A 14,131-nucleotide genomic window follows, 5' to 3' on the forward strand; every position below is an offset into this window, starting at 1 on the left:
AGGACATCGATATGAAGCGATTTGCACACCGTGGACTGCTGACTCTGTGTCTGTTGGCGGTTGGTATCGGCCAGGCCCTGGCTCATTCAGCGGATGAGCACGCCGGTCACACGCCGCCCAAGAGCGCCAGTTCGGAAAGCGCCCAGGTCAAGTTCGCCGACGTGGCGCTGGTGGACCAGAACGGCAAGACCGTACGCCTGGAAAAAGACCTGGTCAGCAACAAGATCGTGGTCATGAGCTTCATCTACACCAGTTGCACCACGGTGTGCCCGGTGGTGTCGTCGATCATGGGCAAGGTACAGAAACAGCTGGGCGCACGGGTCGGCACCGAGGTGCAATTGGTGTCGATCAGCATCGACCCGCAACGCGACGACGCCAAGCGCCTGAACGACTACGCCCGCACCTTCCAGAACGGCCCGGGCTGGAGCTGGCTCACCGGTTCGCCGCAGTCGGTCAACGAAACGCTCAAGGGCCTTGGCAGCTTCAGCGGCGACTTCAAGAACCACCAGCCGCTGATCCTCGTGGGCGACGGCAACAGCCGCCACTGGACTCGCTACTACGGCTTCACCGACCCGATGGTGCTCAGCCGTGAAGTCGAGAAACTCAGCGGCCAGCGCAACGCCCACGCCAAGCACACTGCCATCGCCATGGAGCATCAACCATGAAAGCGCTCGCCCTGATCTTCCTGACGATGTGCTTCTGCATCATCAGCTTCCTGGCCTTTTCCCATGAGCAGCATGAGCAACCTGCGGCACCTGCTGCTGCGACGGCAGCGGTAGCCGCGGCGCAACCGGCGGGCGGTACACGTGATGCCAAAACCTGGTTCACCGACACGCCGTTGCAGGACCAGAACGGCAATACCCTGCGTTTCTACAGCGACGCGTTGCAGAACCGCGTGGTGCTGCTCAATGTGATTTTCACCAGTTGCACCGATGCCTGCCCGTTGATCACCCAAAAGCTCAAGGAAGTTCGTGAAGTGCTGGGCGACAAGGCGGACGGCATCACCTTTATCTCCCTTACCAGTGATCCGCAGCGGGATACGCCTGCGGTACTCAAGGCTTACACCTTGAAGCAGGGCGTCGATGGGCCCCACTGGCTTTTTCTTACCGGCGACAAAGCGCAAATGGACGTGGTCCTGGCCCGCATCGGCCAGATCATTCCGTCCCCCGAGCAGCATTCCACGCAGTTGATCGTTGGCGATGTGGCCAACAAACGCTGGAGCAAAATCCGTCCCGACGCCCCGGCCGCCGCCATTGCCCAGCGCTTGCAGTTGCTGACAATGCCCGTGGCTGGCCGTTGAGTCCGCGCCATGAAAAACGTCCTGATCCTCGGCCTGCTCGTGCTCAGCCTGACTGCCCAGGCGCTGCCGCTGACCCCCAGCGAAAGCGCCGGCAAACGCCTGTATCGCGAGGGCGTGTCGGCCAGTGGTGAGCCGATCATGGCGCGGATCGGGGCGGCGGGCACGTTGCTGCCGGCCACCAGCCTGCCGTGTGCCAACTGCCACGGCGCCGATGGGCTCGGGCGTCCCGAGGGCGGGGTGCGACCACCGGACCTGACGTGGTCGCGGCTGACCAGCACCTATGGCCAGCAGCAGATCAACGGGCGCACTTACCCGGCGTATACCGACGGCACCTTAGCCAGGGCGGTGCAGGAGGGGCGCGACCCCGGCAACAATCGACTCGATCCGGCCATGCCGAAGTTCGTGCTGTCGATGAACGATCAGCGCAACCTCACGGCGTACCTCAAGCGCCTGGCCGATGACCGTGATCCGGGCCTGAGCCCTGACAGCCTGCATCTGGGCACGTTGTTGCCAAGCACCGGGGCGTTGAGCGAGGAGGGCGTCACGGTGGCGGCGGTGCTCAGGGGGTGTATCGCACGGATCAATGAGGCGGGCGGGATTCATGGCCGGCAGTTGCGCCTGACCATTCTCGATCCCGGTCCGGATCGTGCCAGCGCCGAGCAGGCACTGAGCCAACTGATCGAACAGGAACAGGTGTTCGCCCTGATCGCTCCGCTGGTGCCGGCGCTCGACTCGGAGCTGGCACCGCGCCTGGAACAGGCCGGTGTACCGCTGATCGGACCTTTGTCATTGCAAGGCACGACTCAGGTCAGCCGGCAGATTTTCGAACCGCTGCCGGGGTTGCGCGAGCAGATGATTGCCCTGGCCAACTATGCAGCCGCGAGCCTGCGAGTGTTGCAGGGGCCGACGCTGATCGCCTACCCGGACGAGCCCGGCCAACGGCTGGCAGCAGAGAATCTCGCCAAGTACCTGCAAGACAACGCCTGGCAGAAAGTCCGTCTGCAAATCTATCAATCGGCGCAGGACGAATTGCCGTTGGGTTCGCGCTCGGTGTTTTACCTGGGCAATAGCGGCGGTTTCAGTCACCTGGCCGAGCGATTGAACACAGCGGGGCAGGTGCCTTACCTGTTTGCCGCGTCGAATCAGGTAGCGGGTGATTTGCTGCAGGTGCCCAGTGGTTTCTCCCGACGGGTGTTCCTCGCGTATCCGTTCGTACCCAGCGACTGGACGATCGCCGGGCGTCTGGCCCTGACCCAGTTGCGCGAACGCCAGCAACTCGGTGGCGAGCACGCGGTCCTGCAAGTCGGCGCGTTCAGTTCGATGATGCTGCTCAGCGAAGGCATGAAGCAGGCCGGGCGCGATGCCAGCCGCGAGAGACTGGTCACCGCGCTGGAAGGACTGCATGACTTCGATACCGGCCTGACCCCGCTGATCAGCTTCGGACCGGGCCGTCGCCTGGGCCTGAACGGTGCCCATGTGGTCACGGTTGACCTGCCCGACCAGCGTTTCTATCTGGTTGCCCCTTATAAACCCATTGCCGCCATGCCCTGACCGGAGGCTGAACATGAAACTCAACACTGTGCTGATTCTGTTGACGTTATGGGTGCCCGCTGCGTTTTGCAGCAATGGCCAGGTCGCGGCGCGGGTCAATGGCGAGGAAATTTCGCAGATGCGCCTGGAGCGATATTTCGCCGAATACCTGGAAGACCAGGGCCGGGCGGTCGCCAGCATCCGCAGCCCCAGCGCGTACAAGCAGTTGCGCAAAGCGGCACTGGACGCCTTGATCGACAAGGAGCTGCTCTGGCAGGAAGCGGTCAAGCGAGGCGTGGTGATCAGCGATGCCACGGTGCAAAGCCAAATCGACCAGACGCGTCAAGCCATGGGCGGCGCGCAAGTGTTCGCCCGACGTTTGGAAGACGCCGGTTTCGATGAGGCGGCCTACATCGAATACACCCGCCGTGACCTGACGGCCCAGCAGATGTTTGCCGAACTGACCAAGGTCACCGAGCCGGACGAAAAACAGGTGCGGGCGTTTTTTGAAGAGCATCGCGCCGAGATGAAGAGGCCCGAGGAGATTCAGGTCAGGCATATCCTGATCAAAGTGCCTCAGGGCGCGGAGGCTTCCACTGTTTCATCGGCGAGACTACGCTTGGAGGCAATGCGTACGCGTATCGCTCAGGGCGAGGACTTTGCCAGCGTCGCCCGGAGCGGTTCCGAGGACGTTTCGGCCAGCCAGGGCGGTGATTTGGGCTATTTTTCACGGGGTCGCATGCTGCCGGAGTTCGACGCGGCAGCCTTTGCCCTGGCGCCCGGCGCGGTCAGTGAACCGGTGCGCACGGCGGTGGGATGGCATTTGATTTATTTACAGAACCGAATGGAGGCAGCCGATGTCACAGAGGAGCAAGGACTTGACATGGTTCGGGCTTACCTTGCCCGACAGAAACAGGTTCAGGCGCGTCTACAGGTTCTGGCGCAGCTGCGTTCCAGCAATCGGATCGAGCGGGTTGACGACGATTGAGCTTTCCCCCAAAAGTGGGGAAAAGCATCAATCCACATCCGATCGGTTTTCCCCGCTTTTGGGGGTGGGGTATGTGGACGAAAAGGCATTGCTTTTAAATTCAAGGACATGAATACATAAAATTACCGGCGCTCAGCCTGGCATGAAGTGTGCGTTAGACCTTGTAAGGCGCGCACTCCGCCAGGTTCGGTATTCGGACCTGCGGTTTCAAGGAGTCCACCTTGTTAAACAAAGTACTGGTTGTTGACGACGAACAACTTCTTGCAGAAAACCTCCAGGGTTACCTGCAGGCGCAAGAGTTGGACGTCCGGATTGCTCACGACGGTGCGCAAGGAATCGTTGAAGCTAACGATTTCGCACCCGATGTGATGGTGTTCGATTACCGCTTGCCCGATATGGAAGGCTTTCAGGTGCTCGATGCCGTCCGCCAGAACAGGAATTGTCATTTTGTGCTGATCACAGGGCACCCCACCGCAGAGGTTTGCGAACGGGCCCGGCAACTGGGAGTCAGCCACATCCTGTTCAAACCGTTTCCGTTGGCGGAATTGGCCCGGGCAGTGCTGGATCTTCTAGGAAAGCAGCGCGAACCCAGAGCGGGCATGAGCACATCCGAAGGATTCGTCGAACGACGCCAGAGCAGGACCGAAAATTTCCCGCTGCAGTTGTACGACGGTAGTTGGGTGCTTGCAGATCGCCGACGAAGTACCACGGCCTCCACAGCGCCAGACGACGAACAATTGCTCACCGGGGAGTAGTGGCGCGACAAGACGTTCCGGCCCCCGCCGAAATAGCTCGCCGCGCCGACAGGGCTCAAAGCCCCGGGCGTTGGAGAGCAAGCCATGGACCGTCTATCACTTGTCGTCGATGCTGTGCCGCTGGACTGTGTACCGACCCGGTTTACCAGTGAGCAATTGGCTCAGGCGCGGTCGCTGGCCGCCACTTCCGGCGAGCGGGTTCTGCAAGCCCTCGGTGAGCTCTGCGAACTGGCCCCCATGCCCTTCATCCAGTGCCTGGGCGCTACCCTGCATTATCCGGTGCTCGACACCGACAGCCTGTTTCAAGCCACGCCGGTTTTCGATCGGGTCACCCTGGCCCAATGCCTCAAGCGCGAATTCACCCTGCTGCGTCACGACGACGCGGTCATCGGCGTGTTCGCCGACCCCTTCGACACGGCCCGCCTGGCCTGGATCGACGATTGCCTGCACGGCGCGCCGTTGTACCTGGTGCACGCCGACGACCTGAAAGCCTACCTGGCCCGCCACGAAGAAAGCTTCCACGCGGTGGAGTCGCTCAACGCACAGGCTGACGGCAGCACCGAAATCGATACCCTGCAAAGCCTGTCCCTGACCAGCATCAGCGAAGACTCCAGCGTGGTGGTGAAGCTGGTCAACTCGACCCTGTACGACGCCTTGAAAATGCACGCCAGCGACATTCACCTGGGCACCACCGGCAGCGGTCTGGTGATCAAGTACCGCATCGATGGCGTCCTCAACAACATCAGCAAGATCCAGGGCAACGAGTTCGCCGAACAGGTGATTTCCCGGGTCAAGGTCATGGCCGAACTGGACATCGGCGAGAAACGCGTGCCTCAGGACGGTCGCTTCAAGATCGGCATCAGCGGCCGGCAGATCGACTTCCGGGTATCGATCATGCCGAGCATTTTCGGTGAAGACGCCGTGCTGCGGGTGCTCGACAAACAGGACCTCGCCGACAAGGTCTGCGGTGTGCAATTGCAGGCCCTGGGCTTCGAAGAAGAAACCCTGCGCCAACTGCGCCGCCTGGCCGCCGAACCCTACGGCATGGTGCTGGTCACCGGCCCGACCGGTAGCGGCAAGACCACCACGCTGTACGCGATGATCACCGAGATCAACCACGGCGTGGACAAGATCATCACCATCGAAGACCCGGTCGAATACCAACTGCCGGGCGTGCTGCAAATCCCGGTCAACGAAAAGAAAGGCCTGACCTTCGCCCGAGGCCTGCGCTCGATCCTGCGCCACGACCCGGACAAAATCATGGTCGGTGAAATCCGTGACCCGGACACCGCACAGATCGCCGTGCAATCGGCACTCACCGGACACCTGGTGTTCACCACCATTCACGCCAACAACGTATTCGACGTGATCGGCCGTTTCACCCAAATGGAAATCGACCCCTACAGCCTGGTCTCCGCGCTCAACGCGGTGCTAGCCCAGCGCTTGATTCGCCTGGTCTGCGTCAGCTGCAGCGCCCCTTACACGCCGAACGAAGAAGAGCTGGAAGCCTCCGGCCTCGATCCGCAAAACGTCGCGCACTACCAATTCGTGCATGGCAAGGGCTGCGGCCATTGCCGTGGCACCGGTTACCGCGGGCGCAGCGCGATTGCCGAGCTGCTGCACCTGGACGATGAGCTGCGGCAAATGATCGTCGAGCGCCAACCCATTTCGAAAATCAAGGCCCACGCCTGCAAACGTGGCTTGCGCCTGCTGCGCGAATCCGCGCTGGAACTGGTGCAACAAGGCCGGACCACTCTCGAGGAGATCAATCGTGTCACTTTTATCTCGTGAGCAATTTGTCGCCGTCCTCGGCGCCAGTGGTGTCGGCCTCGGCCAGCGCAAGGGCAGTCAAACCCTGTGGCTGGGCAGCGTCGGCTACATCGACGAAGGCTTTCAGGCCTGGACCGTGGCCCTGGAAACTCTCGACCGTTTGCTGGGCGAACATGCCCGCGCCGGTGCGGAATTGACCGTGGTCATCTCCGGGCACTTCAGCCGTTTCTGCCTGGTGCCCTGGAGCGAGCAGATCAGCAGCCCCGAAGAACTGCGCGGGTTTGCCCAACTGTGCTTCGAAGACCTCTACGGGGTCCCGAGCCAACCCTGGAACCTGGTGCTTTCGGCCGAACCTGCCGGCTACGACCGGGTCGCCACGGCATTGCCGCAAGACCTGTTGGAACGCCTGCGGACTCTGGTCACGGGTCGTGGCTTGCGCCTGCGTTCGGTGCAGCCGTACCTGATGGCGGCCTTCAACCACTTCGACAAAAGCTTCGACGCCGGGGACTTTCTCTTCGTGGTCGCCGAGCCGGTGCGCAGTGTGTTGCTGGTGGCGCGCGAAGGTCGCTGGGCGGCGGTGCGTTCGGTGGGCAGCAGCGACAGCGATGCCGCGCTGACCGCGCTGATCGGCCGCGAAAGCCAATTGCAGGCGTCCACCAGCGAACGGCCACTGAATGTTTATCTGCACGCCCCGGCGCGCATCGACTCGCACCCGGACGTTCCCGGTGTGCACCTGCGGACCCTCGAAGAGGACCGGACAGCCGTACACGATTGCCTGTACGTCATGTCCCGGGCGGTGGCCTGACATGCGCGCCCTGATGCTCGACTTTCAGCCACGCCGCCGCTCGACGCCACTGGGCTGGAGCCTGCTGGTCGCTGGCGTGATGCTGGCGCTGACCTGCATGGTGATTCAGCAACACCTCAGCGGGGAGGCCGAACAACAGCAAGGTCACCTGCAAACTGCGCAACGCGTGCTCACTGGCGACACCGGCAGCAAGATCAGCCTGACCCCGGCGGAAACCCGCGAGCAGGCACAGAACCTGGCCGAGATGCGCAAGGTCTCGCAGCAATTGCGCCGCCCTTGGGAACGCCTGTTCGCCACGCTCGAATCCATGCAACGCGACAACATCGCCTTGCTGACCCTGACCCCGGATGCCCGCAAAGGCCAGGTGCGGATCAGTGCCGAGGCGCGGGACCTGGACGCCATGCTCGACTTCCACCGCCGCCTCGAAGCCAGCGACGAGCTGTCCGATGTGTCGCTGCTCAGCCACGAAATCGTCGCCAACGTGCCGGAACATCCGGTGCAATTCAACTTGTCGGCTACCTGGGAGATTGGCGATGCAAATCCCTAGATTGATCGTCCACGAATACCTGCAAAGCCTCGGCGTTCCGGGCCTGGCAGGGCTGGCGGTGCTGGTGGTGGCGCTGACTTACGGCCTGGCCGGTTTGCTGCCGGACTGGCAATCGTTGCAGCACCTGAGCCAGCAGACCCGCGAAGCCAGCGAGTACCTGGCCAAGGTGGAAGACGGCACCGTGGCCGCGCCGGTGGTGCCGCAACGCCAGCTCGATGATTTCCGCAGCAAGTTGCCGTCCCAGCCGCAGGCCACCGTGGCCATCGACAAGATCTACGCGCTGGCCGCCCAGGAACGCATCACCCTGGCGCGAGGCGAGTATTCGCTGGGCATCGATCCGAAAACGCACCTGGCCCGTTATCAGATTCTGCTGCCGGTGCGTGGCAGCTACCCGCAACTGCGGCGCTTCCTGCACGCCTTGCTCGGCCAGTTGCCGGCGGTGGTGGTGGAGGACGTGGAGTTCCAGCGTAAAAAGATCGCCGACACCGACCTGACCGGCCGGATCCGCATGACCCTTTACCTGTCGAGGTCATGATGAATACCAAACGCGTAGTGGGTTGGGTGGCGTTCTTCGGTGTAGCGGCGGCGCTGACCTGGTTGCCCGATTACTTCAAGCAGGCCGATGACAGTGACGTGGACGTCGCCGCCGTCGCCACGCCCGCCAAAGGCAAGACGTCGTCGGCCGCCAAAGCCGCCGCAGCGGCAGCGCCGATCAAGGACCTGAGCCCGGCCGGCGACCTGTTCGCCGCCCGCAGCTGGAAGGCTGCGCCAACGCTTGCCAGCGTCACCGAACAACCCGTCAACGTTGCTCCGGTCGTGCAGGCCCCCACTGCACCGCCGATGCCTTTCCAGTTCATTGGCCGCATGGATGACCGCACCGATCTGCAAGTGTTCTTGCAGAGCGGCGAAAAGATCTACGTCGTGCGCAAAGGGGATGTGATCGACGAAACATGGAAGATCGAGGGGATTTCCGATCTGGAACTGAGCCTGGTCTATTTGCCTCTGCATTTGTCCCAGACGTTGTCTGTGGGGAGCGCGCAATGAACAAGTCCCGTTTGCTGATAAGCCTGTGCCTTTGTGCAGGGCTGGCCGCATGCAGCTCGGCGCAGGTCGCCAAGGAAGAAGCCTCTGACCTGATCGAACAAGGTCAGTATGAAGCCGGACTGGCCAGGATCGAGGAAGGGTTGCGCGAAAACCCTCGCGACACCGAACTGCACATTGCCCTCAACACCGCCCGTGCCCGCGCGATCACCGCGCTGCTGACCCAGGCCGAAATGGACCGCGCCCAGCGTGATTTCGCTTCGGCACGCATGGGTTACGGACGGGTGCTGACCATCGAGCCGAATAATCGCCGGGCCCAGGACGCCATGCGTCAACTGGAACACATGCGCAGCCTCGATGAAAAACTCGAACTGGCCCGTGGCGACCTGCGCCGGGGCGACATCTACGGGTCCGAACGCCAAGTGCGGCAGATTCTTGAACTGGACCCGAACAACGAAGGCGCCCTGGAACTGCAAGGCAATATTCGCCTGGTGCAGAGCCGCAACGTGATTCCTTATCCACAACTGCGCACTCGCCTCGACAAACCGGTGACCCTGGAATTTCGCGACGCCAACCTGAAAACCATTTTCGAAGTGCTGTCCCAGGTGGCCGGTTTGAACTTCATCTTCGACAAGGACCTGCGCCCGGACATGAAAGCCACGATCTTCGTGCGTGACGTGCGCATCGAAGACGCCGTGGAACTGCTGCTGCAACAGAACCAGTTGCACCAGAAAGTGGTGAACGAAAACACCTTGCTGATCTACCCGGATTCGCCGCAGAAGCTCAAGGATTATCAGGAACTGGTGATGCGCACCTTCTACCTGACCAGCATCGATGCCAACACCGCGCTGAACATGATCAAGACCATGCTCAAGACCCGCGACGTGTTCGTCGATGAACGCCTCAACACCCTGACCATGCGCGACACCGGCGACGCCGTGCGCATGGCCGAGAAACTCCTGCAATCGCAAGACCAGTCCAACCCTGAAGTGGTGCTGGAAGTGGAAGTGATGGAAGTCGCCACCCAACGGATCCTCGACCTGGGCCTGCAATGGCCGAACACCTTCGGCGTGGTCAACAGCGATGGTTCGGCGGTGACGATTCTCGATCAGCTCAAAGGCATCAACTCCAGCCGGATCACCATTTCGCCGTCGCCACAGGCCAAGATCAACGCGCAAGACAAAGACATCAACACCCTGGCCAGCCCGGTGATCCGCGTCAGCAACCGCGAGCAGGCGCGTATCCACATCGGTCAGCGCGTGCCGATCATCAGCGCCACGTCGGTGCCGTCGACCCAGGGACCGGTGATCACCGAAAGCGTGACTTACCTCGATGTCGGTTTGAAACTGGAAGTGCAGCCAACCGTGCACCTGAACAACGAAGTGGCGATCAAAGTGGCGCTGGAAGTCAGTAACGCCACGCCGCTGGAACCGACCCGCCAGGGCACGATCCCGGTCCAGGTCGATACCCGCAACGCGCAGACCACCTTGCGCCTGCACGACGGCGAAACCCAGATCCTCGCCGGCCTGATGCGCAACGACCATGGCAGCACCGGCAACAAGATTCCTGGCCTTGGCGACATTCCCGGCCTGGGCCGGTTGTTCGGCAGCAACAAGGACGACGTCAGCAAATCCGAGCTGGTGTTGTCGATCACGCCGCGGATCGTGCGCAACCTGCCGTACCAGAGCCCGTCGGACATGGAATTCCCTACCGGCACCGAAACCAGCATGCACATCCAGGCGCCGGATCGCTCGAAGGTCGAAGTCGAAGAGGTTCGGGCCAATGGCATGAGCGCACCGATCGCTACCACCGTTACCGTCGGGAAGCCTTGATCATGAACGCCTCGCAACGCGGTTTTACCTTGATCGAAGTCGTGGTGACGCTGTCCCTGATCGGCCTGCTGGCCGGCATGGCCGCGCCGCTGACCGAGACCGTGGTGCGCCGGGGCAAGGAGGAGGAACTGCGTACTTCGCTGTACCAGATCCGCGATGCCATCGACGCCTACAAACGGGCATTCGATGCGGGCTACATCGAGAAGTCGCTGAACAGCAGCGGCTACCCGCCGAACCTGCAAGTACTGGTCGAAGGCGTGCGTGATGTGCGCAGTGCCAAGGGCGCCAAGTTCTTTTTCCTGCGGCGCGTGCCCCACGACCCGCTGGCGGCGGTCAAGCGTGACGACGAAGGCGGCTGGGGCTTGCGCTCCTACGACAGCACCGCTGAAAACCCGCGGGATGGGCAGGACGTCTTTGACGTCTACTCCAAGGCCCGCGGCAAAGGCCTCAACGGCATCGCCTACCGGGAGTGGTGAGCATATGCGTCGGGAAAAGGGTTTTACCCTACTGGAACTGATGGTGGTCATGGCAATCATCGCGACGCTGATGACCATCGCTTTGCCGCGCTATTTCAACAGCCTGGAGGCCTCCAAAGAGACCACCTTGCGCCAGAGCCTGTCGGCGATGCGTGAAGCACTGGATCACTACTACGGCGACACCGGGCGTTATCCCGATTCCATCGAACAACTGGTCGAGCAGCGTTACCTGCGCAACCCACCGATGGACCCGATTGCCGAACGCAAGGACGCCTGGGTCATGGTTGCGCCGCCTGAAGGCGTGGCCGGCGGCGTTGCCGATATCAAGAGCGGTGCCACAGGGAGGGCGCGTGATGGCAGCCTTTATTCCGAGTGGTAAGCCTGCATCAGAGGACGGCTTCACCTACCTGGGTGTGCTGTTCCTGATCATGGTGATGGGCATGGGCCTGGCCAGTGCCGGCGAGTTGTGGTCCACCGCCTCGCGCCGTGACCGCGAACGCCAGTTGCTGTGGGTCGGCACTCAATACGCCCAGGCGCTGCGCAGCTACTACCGCAGTTCGCCGGGCCTGGCGCAGTACCCGAAAGAACTGGCCGACCTGCTGCAGGACGAGCGTTTTCCCAATGCCAAGCACCACCTCCGCCAGCTGTACCCGGACCCGATTGGCGGCGGCGAATGGTTCCTGATGCGCGGCTTCGACGGACGCATCACCGGCCTCAGCAGCCCGTCCACCGACAAGCCGCTGAAGCAGGCGGACTTTCCCACTCAATGGTCGGATTTCAACGGCATGGCCAGCTACAAAGACTGGCAGTTCGTGGCCGAGAAAGCCTTCCTTGATGGCGCATCAGGCCCGGCCAAAGGCCCGTCGCAATCGCCACAGGCGGTGCAGCCATGAACCGGTTCTGCCTGGCGTTGATCCTGGTGTTGAGCACTTCGGTGGTCGCCGAAGAAGACGAAATGCTCGGGTTCATCATCGACGACACGATCTCGCACATCGGCCACGACTTTTACTACTCGTTCAGTGAACGCCTGCGGGCCACCAGCCCGATGGATTTCAACCTGGTGGTACGCGAACGACCTTCGGCTCGCTGGGGCAGCCTGGTGACCGTGGAATTTCAACAACGTTTGGTTTACCGGCGTTTCCTGCCGCCGAACACCGTGGAGCTCAAGGACGAGGCTTATGACGCCGCCGACTGGGTACGCGGGCAGATTGTCCAGCGCAAGCTGGAAGCCTTGTTGCAGGACACCACGGACCTTGAGAGGGACGAACTATGAAAACGAAAACGTTCTTGCAGCGCACCGGTTTGTGCTTGCTCGGGCTGGGCAGTTTCGGCCTGGTCCAGGCCACGGAGCTGGTCTACACGCCCATCAACCCCTCGTTTGGCGGCAACCCGTTGAACGGCACCTGGCTGCTCAACAACGCCCAGGCGCAGAACGACTATGACGATCCGGACTTGAAGGACCGCGCCACGCTGACCGGAACCTCGGCCCTGGAGCGTTTCAGCAGCCAGTTGCAATCGCGATTGCTGGGGCAACTGCTGGACAACATCTCCACCGGCAATACCGGGAGCCTGTCTACGGACGCTTTCATCGTCAACGTCCTCGACGACTCAGGGCAACTGACGATCCAAGTGACCGACCGAGCGACCGGTGAAGTGTCGGAAATCAAGGTTAATGGCCTGGCCCCTTGAGGGGATTTGGGCTGACGGGGAGCAACGGACATGAAAAAGATAATTTTGCTAGGGATGCTGTTGGCAGCACTTCAAGGCTGCAGCCTGCGCGAGCCGATCGGGGCCGAACAGGACACCGAAACCCCGACCCTGACACCACGGGCGTCGACCTATTACGACTTGATCAACATGCCACGACCCAAGGGCCGGTTGATGGCGGTGGTGTATGGCTTCCGTGACCAGACCGGACAGTACAAACCGACGCCCGCCAGCTCGTTTTCCACCAGCGTCACCCAGGGTGCGGCGAGCATGCTGATGGACGCGATGCAGGCCAGCGGCTGGTTCGTGGTGCTGGAACGTGAAGGGCTGCAGAACCTGCTGACCGAGCGCAAGATCATTCGCGCCTCGCAGAAAAAGCCCAATACCCCGATGAACATTCAGGGTGAACTGCCACCGCTGCAAGCGGCGAACATGATGCTCGAAGGCGGGATCATCGCCTATGACACCAACGTGAAAAGCGGCGGGGAAGGGGCACGTTACCTGGGCATCGATATTTCCCGGGAATACCGCGTGGACCAGGTCACCGTGAACCTGCGGGCGGTGGACGTGCGCAGCGGCCAGATACTCGCCAACGTGATGACCAGCAAGACCATCTACTCCGTGGGCCGCAGTGCCGGGGTATTCAAGTTCATCGAGTTCAAGAAGTTGCTCGAAGCCGAAGTCGGCTACACCACCAACGAACCGGCGCAGTTGTGTGTGTTGTCGGCGATCGAATCGGCGGTGGGGCATTTGCTGGCGCAGGGGATCGAGCGGCATCTGTGGCAGGTGGCGGGGGATAACTCGGTGTCTACGCAGAACGAGACGCTGGATCGGTATCTGACCCAGGCCAAAGTGGTGCCTGAGGGGTCGGAGTCGGGTTCGGGTTCGGGTTCTAGTTCGGATGAGTGAACCGAGGCGGCCTTCGGGCCGACCTGGTTCTTGCGGGTATACCCGGTGCCGCTTCTGTAGGAGCAAGGCTTGCCCGCGATGGCTATGTGTCAGGCGACCAGTAATTTTCGAATGTACTTTGACCCTGTGGGAGCTGGCTTGCCAGCGATGGCTCCCTGATAGCCGGCCGGGGTTTAGTTGATCGTGTACATATCCATTTCTGCGGTAACGGCGGCTTATGGTTTCGCCCTTACGGCGAGTCCCTTTTGTCAAACGCCACAAAAGGAACCAAAAAGTCTCGCCCCTTACGTACGGCCCCTCGCTAAGGCTCGGGGTTCCTTCGCTCCGGCATTCATCCGGGGGCATCGCCTCCGGTCTGCTTCGCGACGACCTCCTCTCGATGTGTGCGGCTTCGCCGCACGGCGCTGCGCGCCCACCCCCGGATGAACGCCTCCACTCAGCCTGCCGATGGGGCGGGTGGATCAAGATCAA

Annotated in this window: 17 protein-coding genes; all 17 read left to right on the forward strand. The window is 61.8% G+C overall.

All coding sequences use genetic code 11. The features are described from left to right. Positions 1–11: 11 nt before the first annotated feature. The 17 genes from ACM110_RS21390 (at position 12) to ACM110_RS21470 (ending at position 13,660) form a co-directional block, all read left to right on the forward strand. Positions 12–665, forward strand: a complete 654-nt coding sequence (locus tag ACM110_RS21390; protein WP_416129355.1) for an SCO family protein — start codon at positions 12–14, stop codon at positions 663–665. Further along, positions 662–1,300 carry an SCO family protein gene (locus ACM110_RS21395; protein ID WP_416129356.1) on the forward strand — a complete coding sequence of 213 codons (639 nt, stop codon included), beginning with the start codon at positions 662–664 and terminating at the stop codon, positions 1,298–1,300. The genes ACM110_RS21390 and ACM110_RS21395 overlap by 4 nt, the downstream gene beginning before the upstream one ends. 9 nt (positions 1,301–1,309) lie before the next feature. After that, positions 1,310–2,851 carry an ABC transporter substrate-binding protein gene (locus tag ACM110_RS21400; protein ID WP_416129357.1) on the forward strand — a complete coding sequence of 514 codons (1,542 nt, stop codon included), beginning with the start codon at positions 1,310–1,312 and terminating at the stop codon, positions 2,849–2,851. A 13-nt stretch (positions 2,852–2,864) separates the two neighbouring features. Then, a complete protein-coding gene (locus tag ACM110_RS21405; RefSeq protein WP_416129358.1) occupies positions 2,865–3,818 on the forward strand; it encodes a peptidylprolyl isomerase in 954 nt (317 codons plus the stop codon). Between the two features lie 221 nt (positions 3,819–4,039). Further along, positions 4,040–4,573, forward strand: a complete 534-nt coding sequence (locus tag ACM110_RS21410) for a response regulator (protein ID WP_338585991.1) — start codon at positions 4,040–4,042, stop codon at positions 4,571–4,573. 84 nt (positions 4,574–4,657) lie between these two features. After that, positions 4,658–6,364, forward strand: coding sequence for a GspE/PulE family protein (locus ACM110_RS21415; protein ID WP_416129359.1), 1,707 nt, complete (start codon positions 4,658–4,660; stop codon positions 6,362–6,364). Then, on the forward strand, positions 6,345–7,148 hold the full coding sequence (locus ACM110_RS21420; RefSeq protein WP_416129360.1) for a hypothetical protein: 804 nt from the start codon (positions 6,345–6,347) through the stop codon (positions 7,146–7,148). The genes ACM110_RS21415 and ACM110_RS21420 overlap by 20 nt, the downstream gene beginning before the upstream one ends. Position 7,149: 1 nt before the next feature. Further along, a complete protein-coding gene (locus ACM110_RS21425) occupies positions 7,150–7,695 on the forward strand; it encodes a PilN domain-containing protein (RefSeq protein WP_416129361.1) in 546 nt (181 codons plus the stop codon). Then, entirely contained in the window at positions 7,682–8,230 is a 549-nt protein-coding gene (locus tag ACM110_RS21430) for a GspMb/PilO family protein (protein ID WP_338585995.1), read from the forward strand. The genes ACM110_RS21425 and ACM110_RS21430 overlap by 14 nt, the downstream gene beginning before the upstream one ends. Next, positions 8,230–8,739, forward strand: coding sequence for a hypothetical protein (locus ACM110_RS21435; protein WP_416129362.1), 510 nt, complete (start codon positions 8,230–8,232; stop codon positions 8,737–8,739). The genes ACM110_RS21430 and ACM110_RS21435 overlap by 1 nt, the downstream gene beginning before the upstream one ends. Continuing rightward, complete coding sequence (locus tag ACM110_RS21440) at positions 8,736–10,568, forward strand: secretin N-terminal domain-containing protein (protein ID WP_416129363.1); 1,833 nt, start codon at positions 8,736–8,738, stop codon at positions 10,566–10,568. The genes ACM110_RS21435 and ACM110_RS21440 overlap by 4 nt, the downstream gene beginning before the upstream one ends. A gap of 2 nt (positions 10,569–10,570) precedes the next feature. Continuing rightward, positions 10,571–11,044, forward strand: a complete 474-nt coding sequence (locus ACM110_RS21445; RefSeq protein WP_416129364.1) for a type II secretion system protein — start codon at positions 10,571–10,573, stop codon at positions 11,042–11,044. A 4-nt stretch (positions 11,045–11,048) separates the two neighbouring features. Continuing rightward, the gene (locus tag ACM110_RS21450; protein WP_180206144.1) at positions 11,049–11,423 is read left to right on the forward strand and encodes a type II secretion system protein; all 375 of its coding nucleotides are present in this window, start codon (positions 11,049–11,051) and stop codon (positions 11,421–11,423) included. Continuing rightward, the gene (locus ACM110_RS21455) at positions 11,398–11,937 is read left to right on the forward strand and encodes a type II secretion system protein (protein ID WP_416129365.1); all 540 of its coding nucleotides are present in this window, start codon (positions 11,398–11,400) and stop codon (positions 11,935–11,937) included. The genes ACM110_RS21450 and ACM110_RS21455 overlap by 26 nt, the downstream gene beginning before the upstream one ends. Next, entirely contained in the window at positions 11,934–12,317 is a 384-nt protein-coding gene (csgE, locus tag ACM110_RS21460; protein WP_416129366.1) for a curli production assembly/transport protein CsgE, read from the forward strand. The genes ACM110_RS21455 and csgE overlap by 4 nt, the downstream gene beginning before the upstream one ends. Then, complete coding sequence (locus ACM110_RS21465; protein WP_338586003.1) at positions 12,314–12,733, forward strand: curli assembly protein CsgF; 420 nt, start codon at positions 12,314–12,316, stop codon at positions 12,731–12,733. Before csgE ends, ACM110_RS21465 begins: the two co-directional genes overlap by 4 nt. A gap of 30 nt (positions 12,734–12,763) precedes the next feature. Beyond that, positions 12,764–13,660, forward strand: coding sequence for a CsgG/HfaB family protein (locus tag ACM110_RS21470; protein ID WP_416129367.1), 897 nt, complete (start codon positions 12,764–12,766; stop codon positions 13,658–13,660). The last annotated feature ends 471 nt before the right edge of the window (positions 13,661–14,131 follow it).

It is taken from the genome of Pseudomonas sp. NFX98 (genome assembly GCF_047784845.1).
GTDB lineage: Bacteria > Pseudomonadota > Gammaproteobacteria > Pseudomonadales > Pseudomonadaceae > Aquipseudomonas.

What these genes read in the sequence shown, in the direction of transcription:
- ACM110_RS21390 (WP_416129355.1), top strand. Translation starts at nt 12, where the DNA reads ATGAAGCGATTTGCACACCGTGGACTGCTGACTCTGTGTCTGTTGGCG.
- ACM110_RS21395 (WP_416129356.1), top strand. Translation starts at nt 662, where the DNA reads ATGAAAGCGCTCGCCCTGATCTTCCTGACGATGTGCTTCTGCATCATC.
- ACM110_RS21400 (WP_416129357.1), top strand. Translation starts at nt 1,310, where the DNA reads ATGAAAAACGTCCTGATCCTCGGCCTGCTCGTGCTCAGCCTGACTGCC.
- ACM110_RS21405 (WP_416129358.1), top strand. Translation starts at nt 2,865, where the DNA reads ATGAAACTCAACACTGTGCTGATTCTGTTGACGTTATGGGTGCCCGCT.
- ACM110_RS21415 (WP_416129359.1), top strand. Translation starts at nt 4,658, where the DNA reads ATGGACCGTCTATCACTTGTCGTCGATGCTGTGCCGCTGGACTGTGTA.
- ACM110_RS21425 (WP_416129361.1), top strand. Translation starts at nt 7,150, where the DNA reads ATGCGCGCCCTGATGCTCGACTTTCAGCCACGCCGCCGCTCGACGCCA.
- ACM110_RS21430 (WP_338585995.1), top strand. Translation starts at nt 7,682, where the DNA reads ATGCAAATCCCTAGATTGATCGTCCACGAATACCTGCAAAGCCTCGGC.
- ACM110_RS21435 (WP_416129362.1), top strand. Translation starts at nt 8,230, where the DNA reads ATGAATACCAAACGCGTAGTGGGTTGGGTGGCGTTCTTCGGTGTAGCG.
- ACM110_RS21440 (WP_416129363.1), top strand. Translation starts at nt 8,736, where the DNA reads ATGAACAAGTCCCGTTTGCTGATAAGCCTGTGCCTTTGTGCAGGGCTG.
- ACM110_RS21445 (WP_416129364.1), top strand. Translation starts at nt 10,571, where the DNA reads ATGAACGCCTCGCAACGCGGTTTTACCTTGATCGAAGTCGTGGTGACG.
- ACM110_RS21450 (WP_180206144.1), top strand. Translation starts at nt 11,049, where the DNA reads ATGCGTCGGGAAAAGGGTTTTACCCTACTGGAACTGATGGTGGTCATG.
- ACM110_RS21455 (WP_416129365.1), top strand. Translation starts at nt 11,398, where the DNA reads ATGGCAGCCTTTATTCCGAGTGGTAAGCCTGCATCAGAGGACGGCTTC.
- csgE (WP_416129366.1), top strand. Translation starts at nt 11,934, where the DNA reads ATGAACCGGTTCTGCCTGGCGTTGATCCTGGTGTTGAGCACTTCGGTG.
- ACM110_RS21465 (WP_338586003.1), top strand. Translation starts at nt 12,314, where the DNA reads ATGAAAACGAAAACGTTCTTGCAGCGCACCGGTTTGTGCTTGCTCGGG.
- ACM110_RS21470 (WP_416129367.1), top strand. Translation starts at nt 12,764, where the DNA reads ATGAAAAAGATAATTTTGCTAGGGATGCTGTTGGCAGCACTTCAAGGC.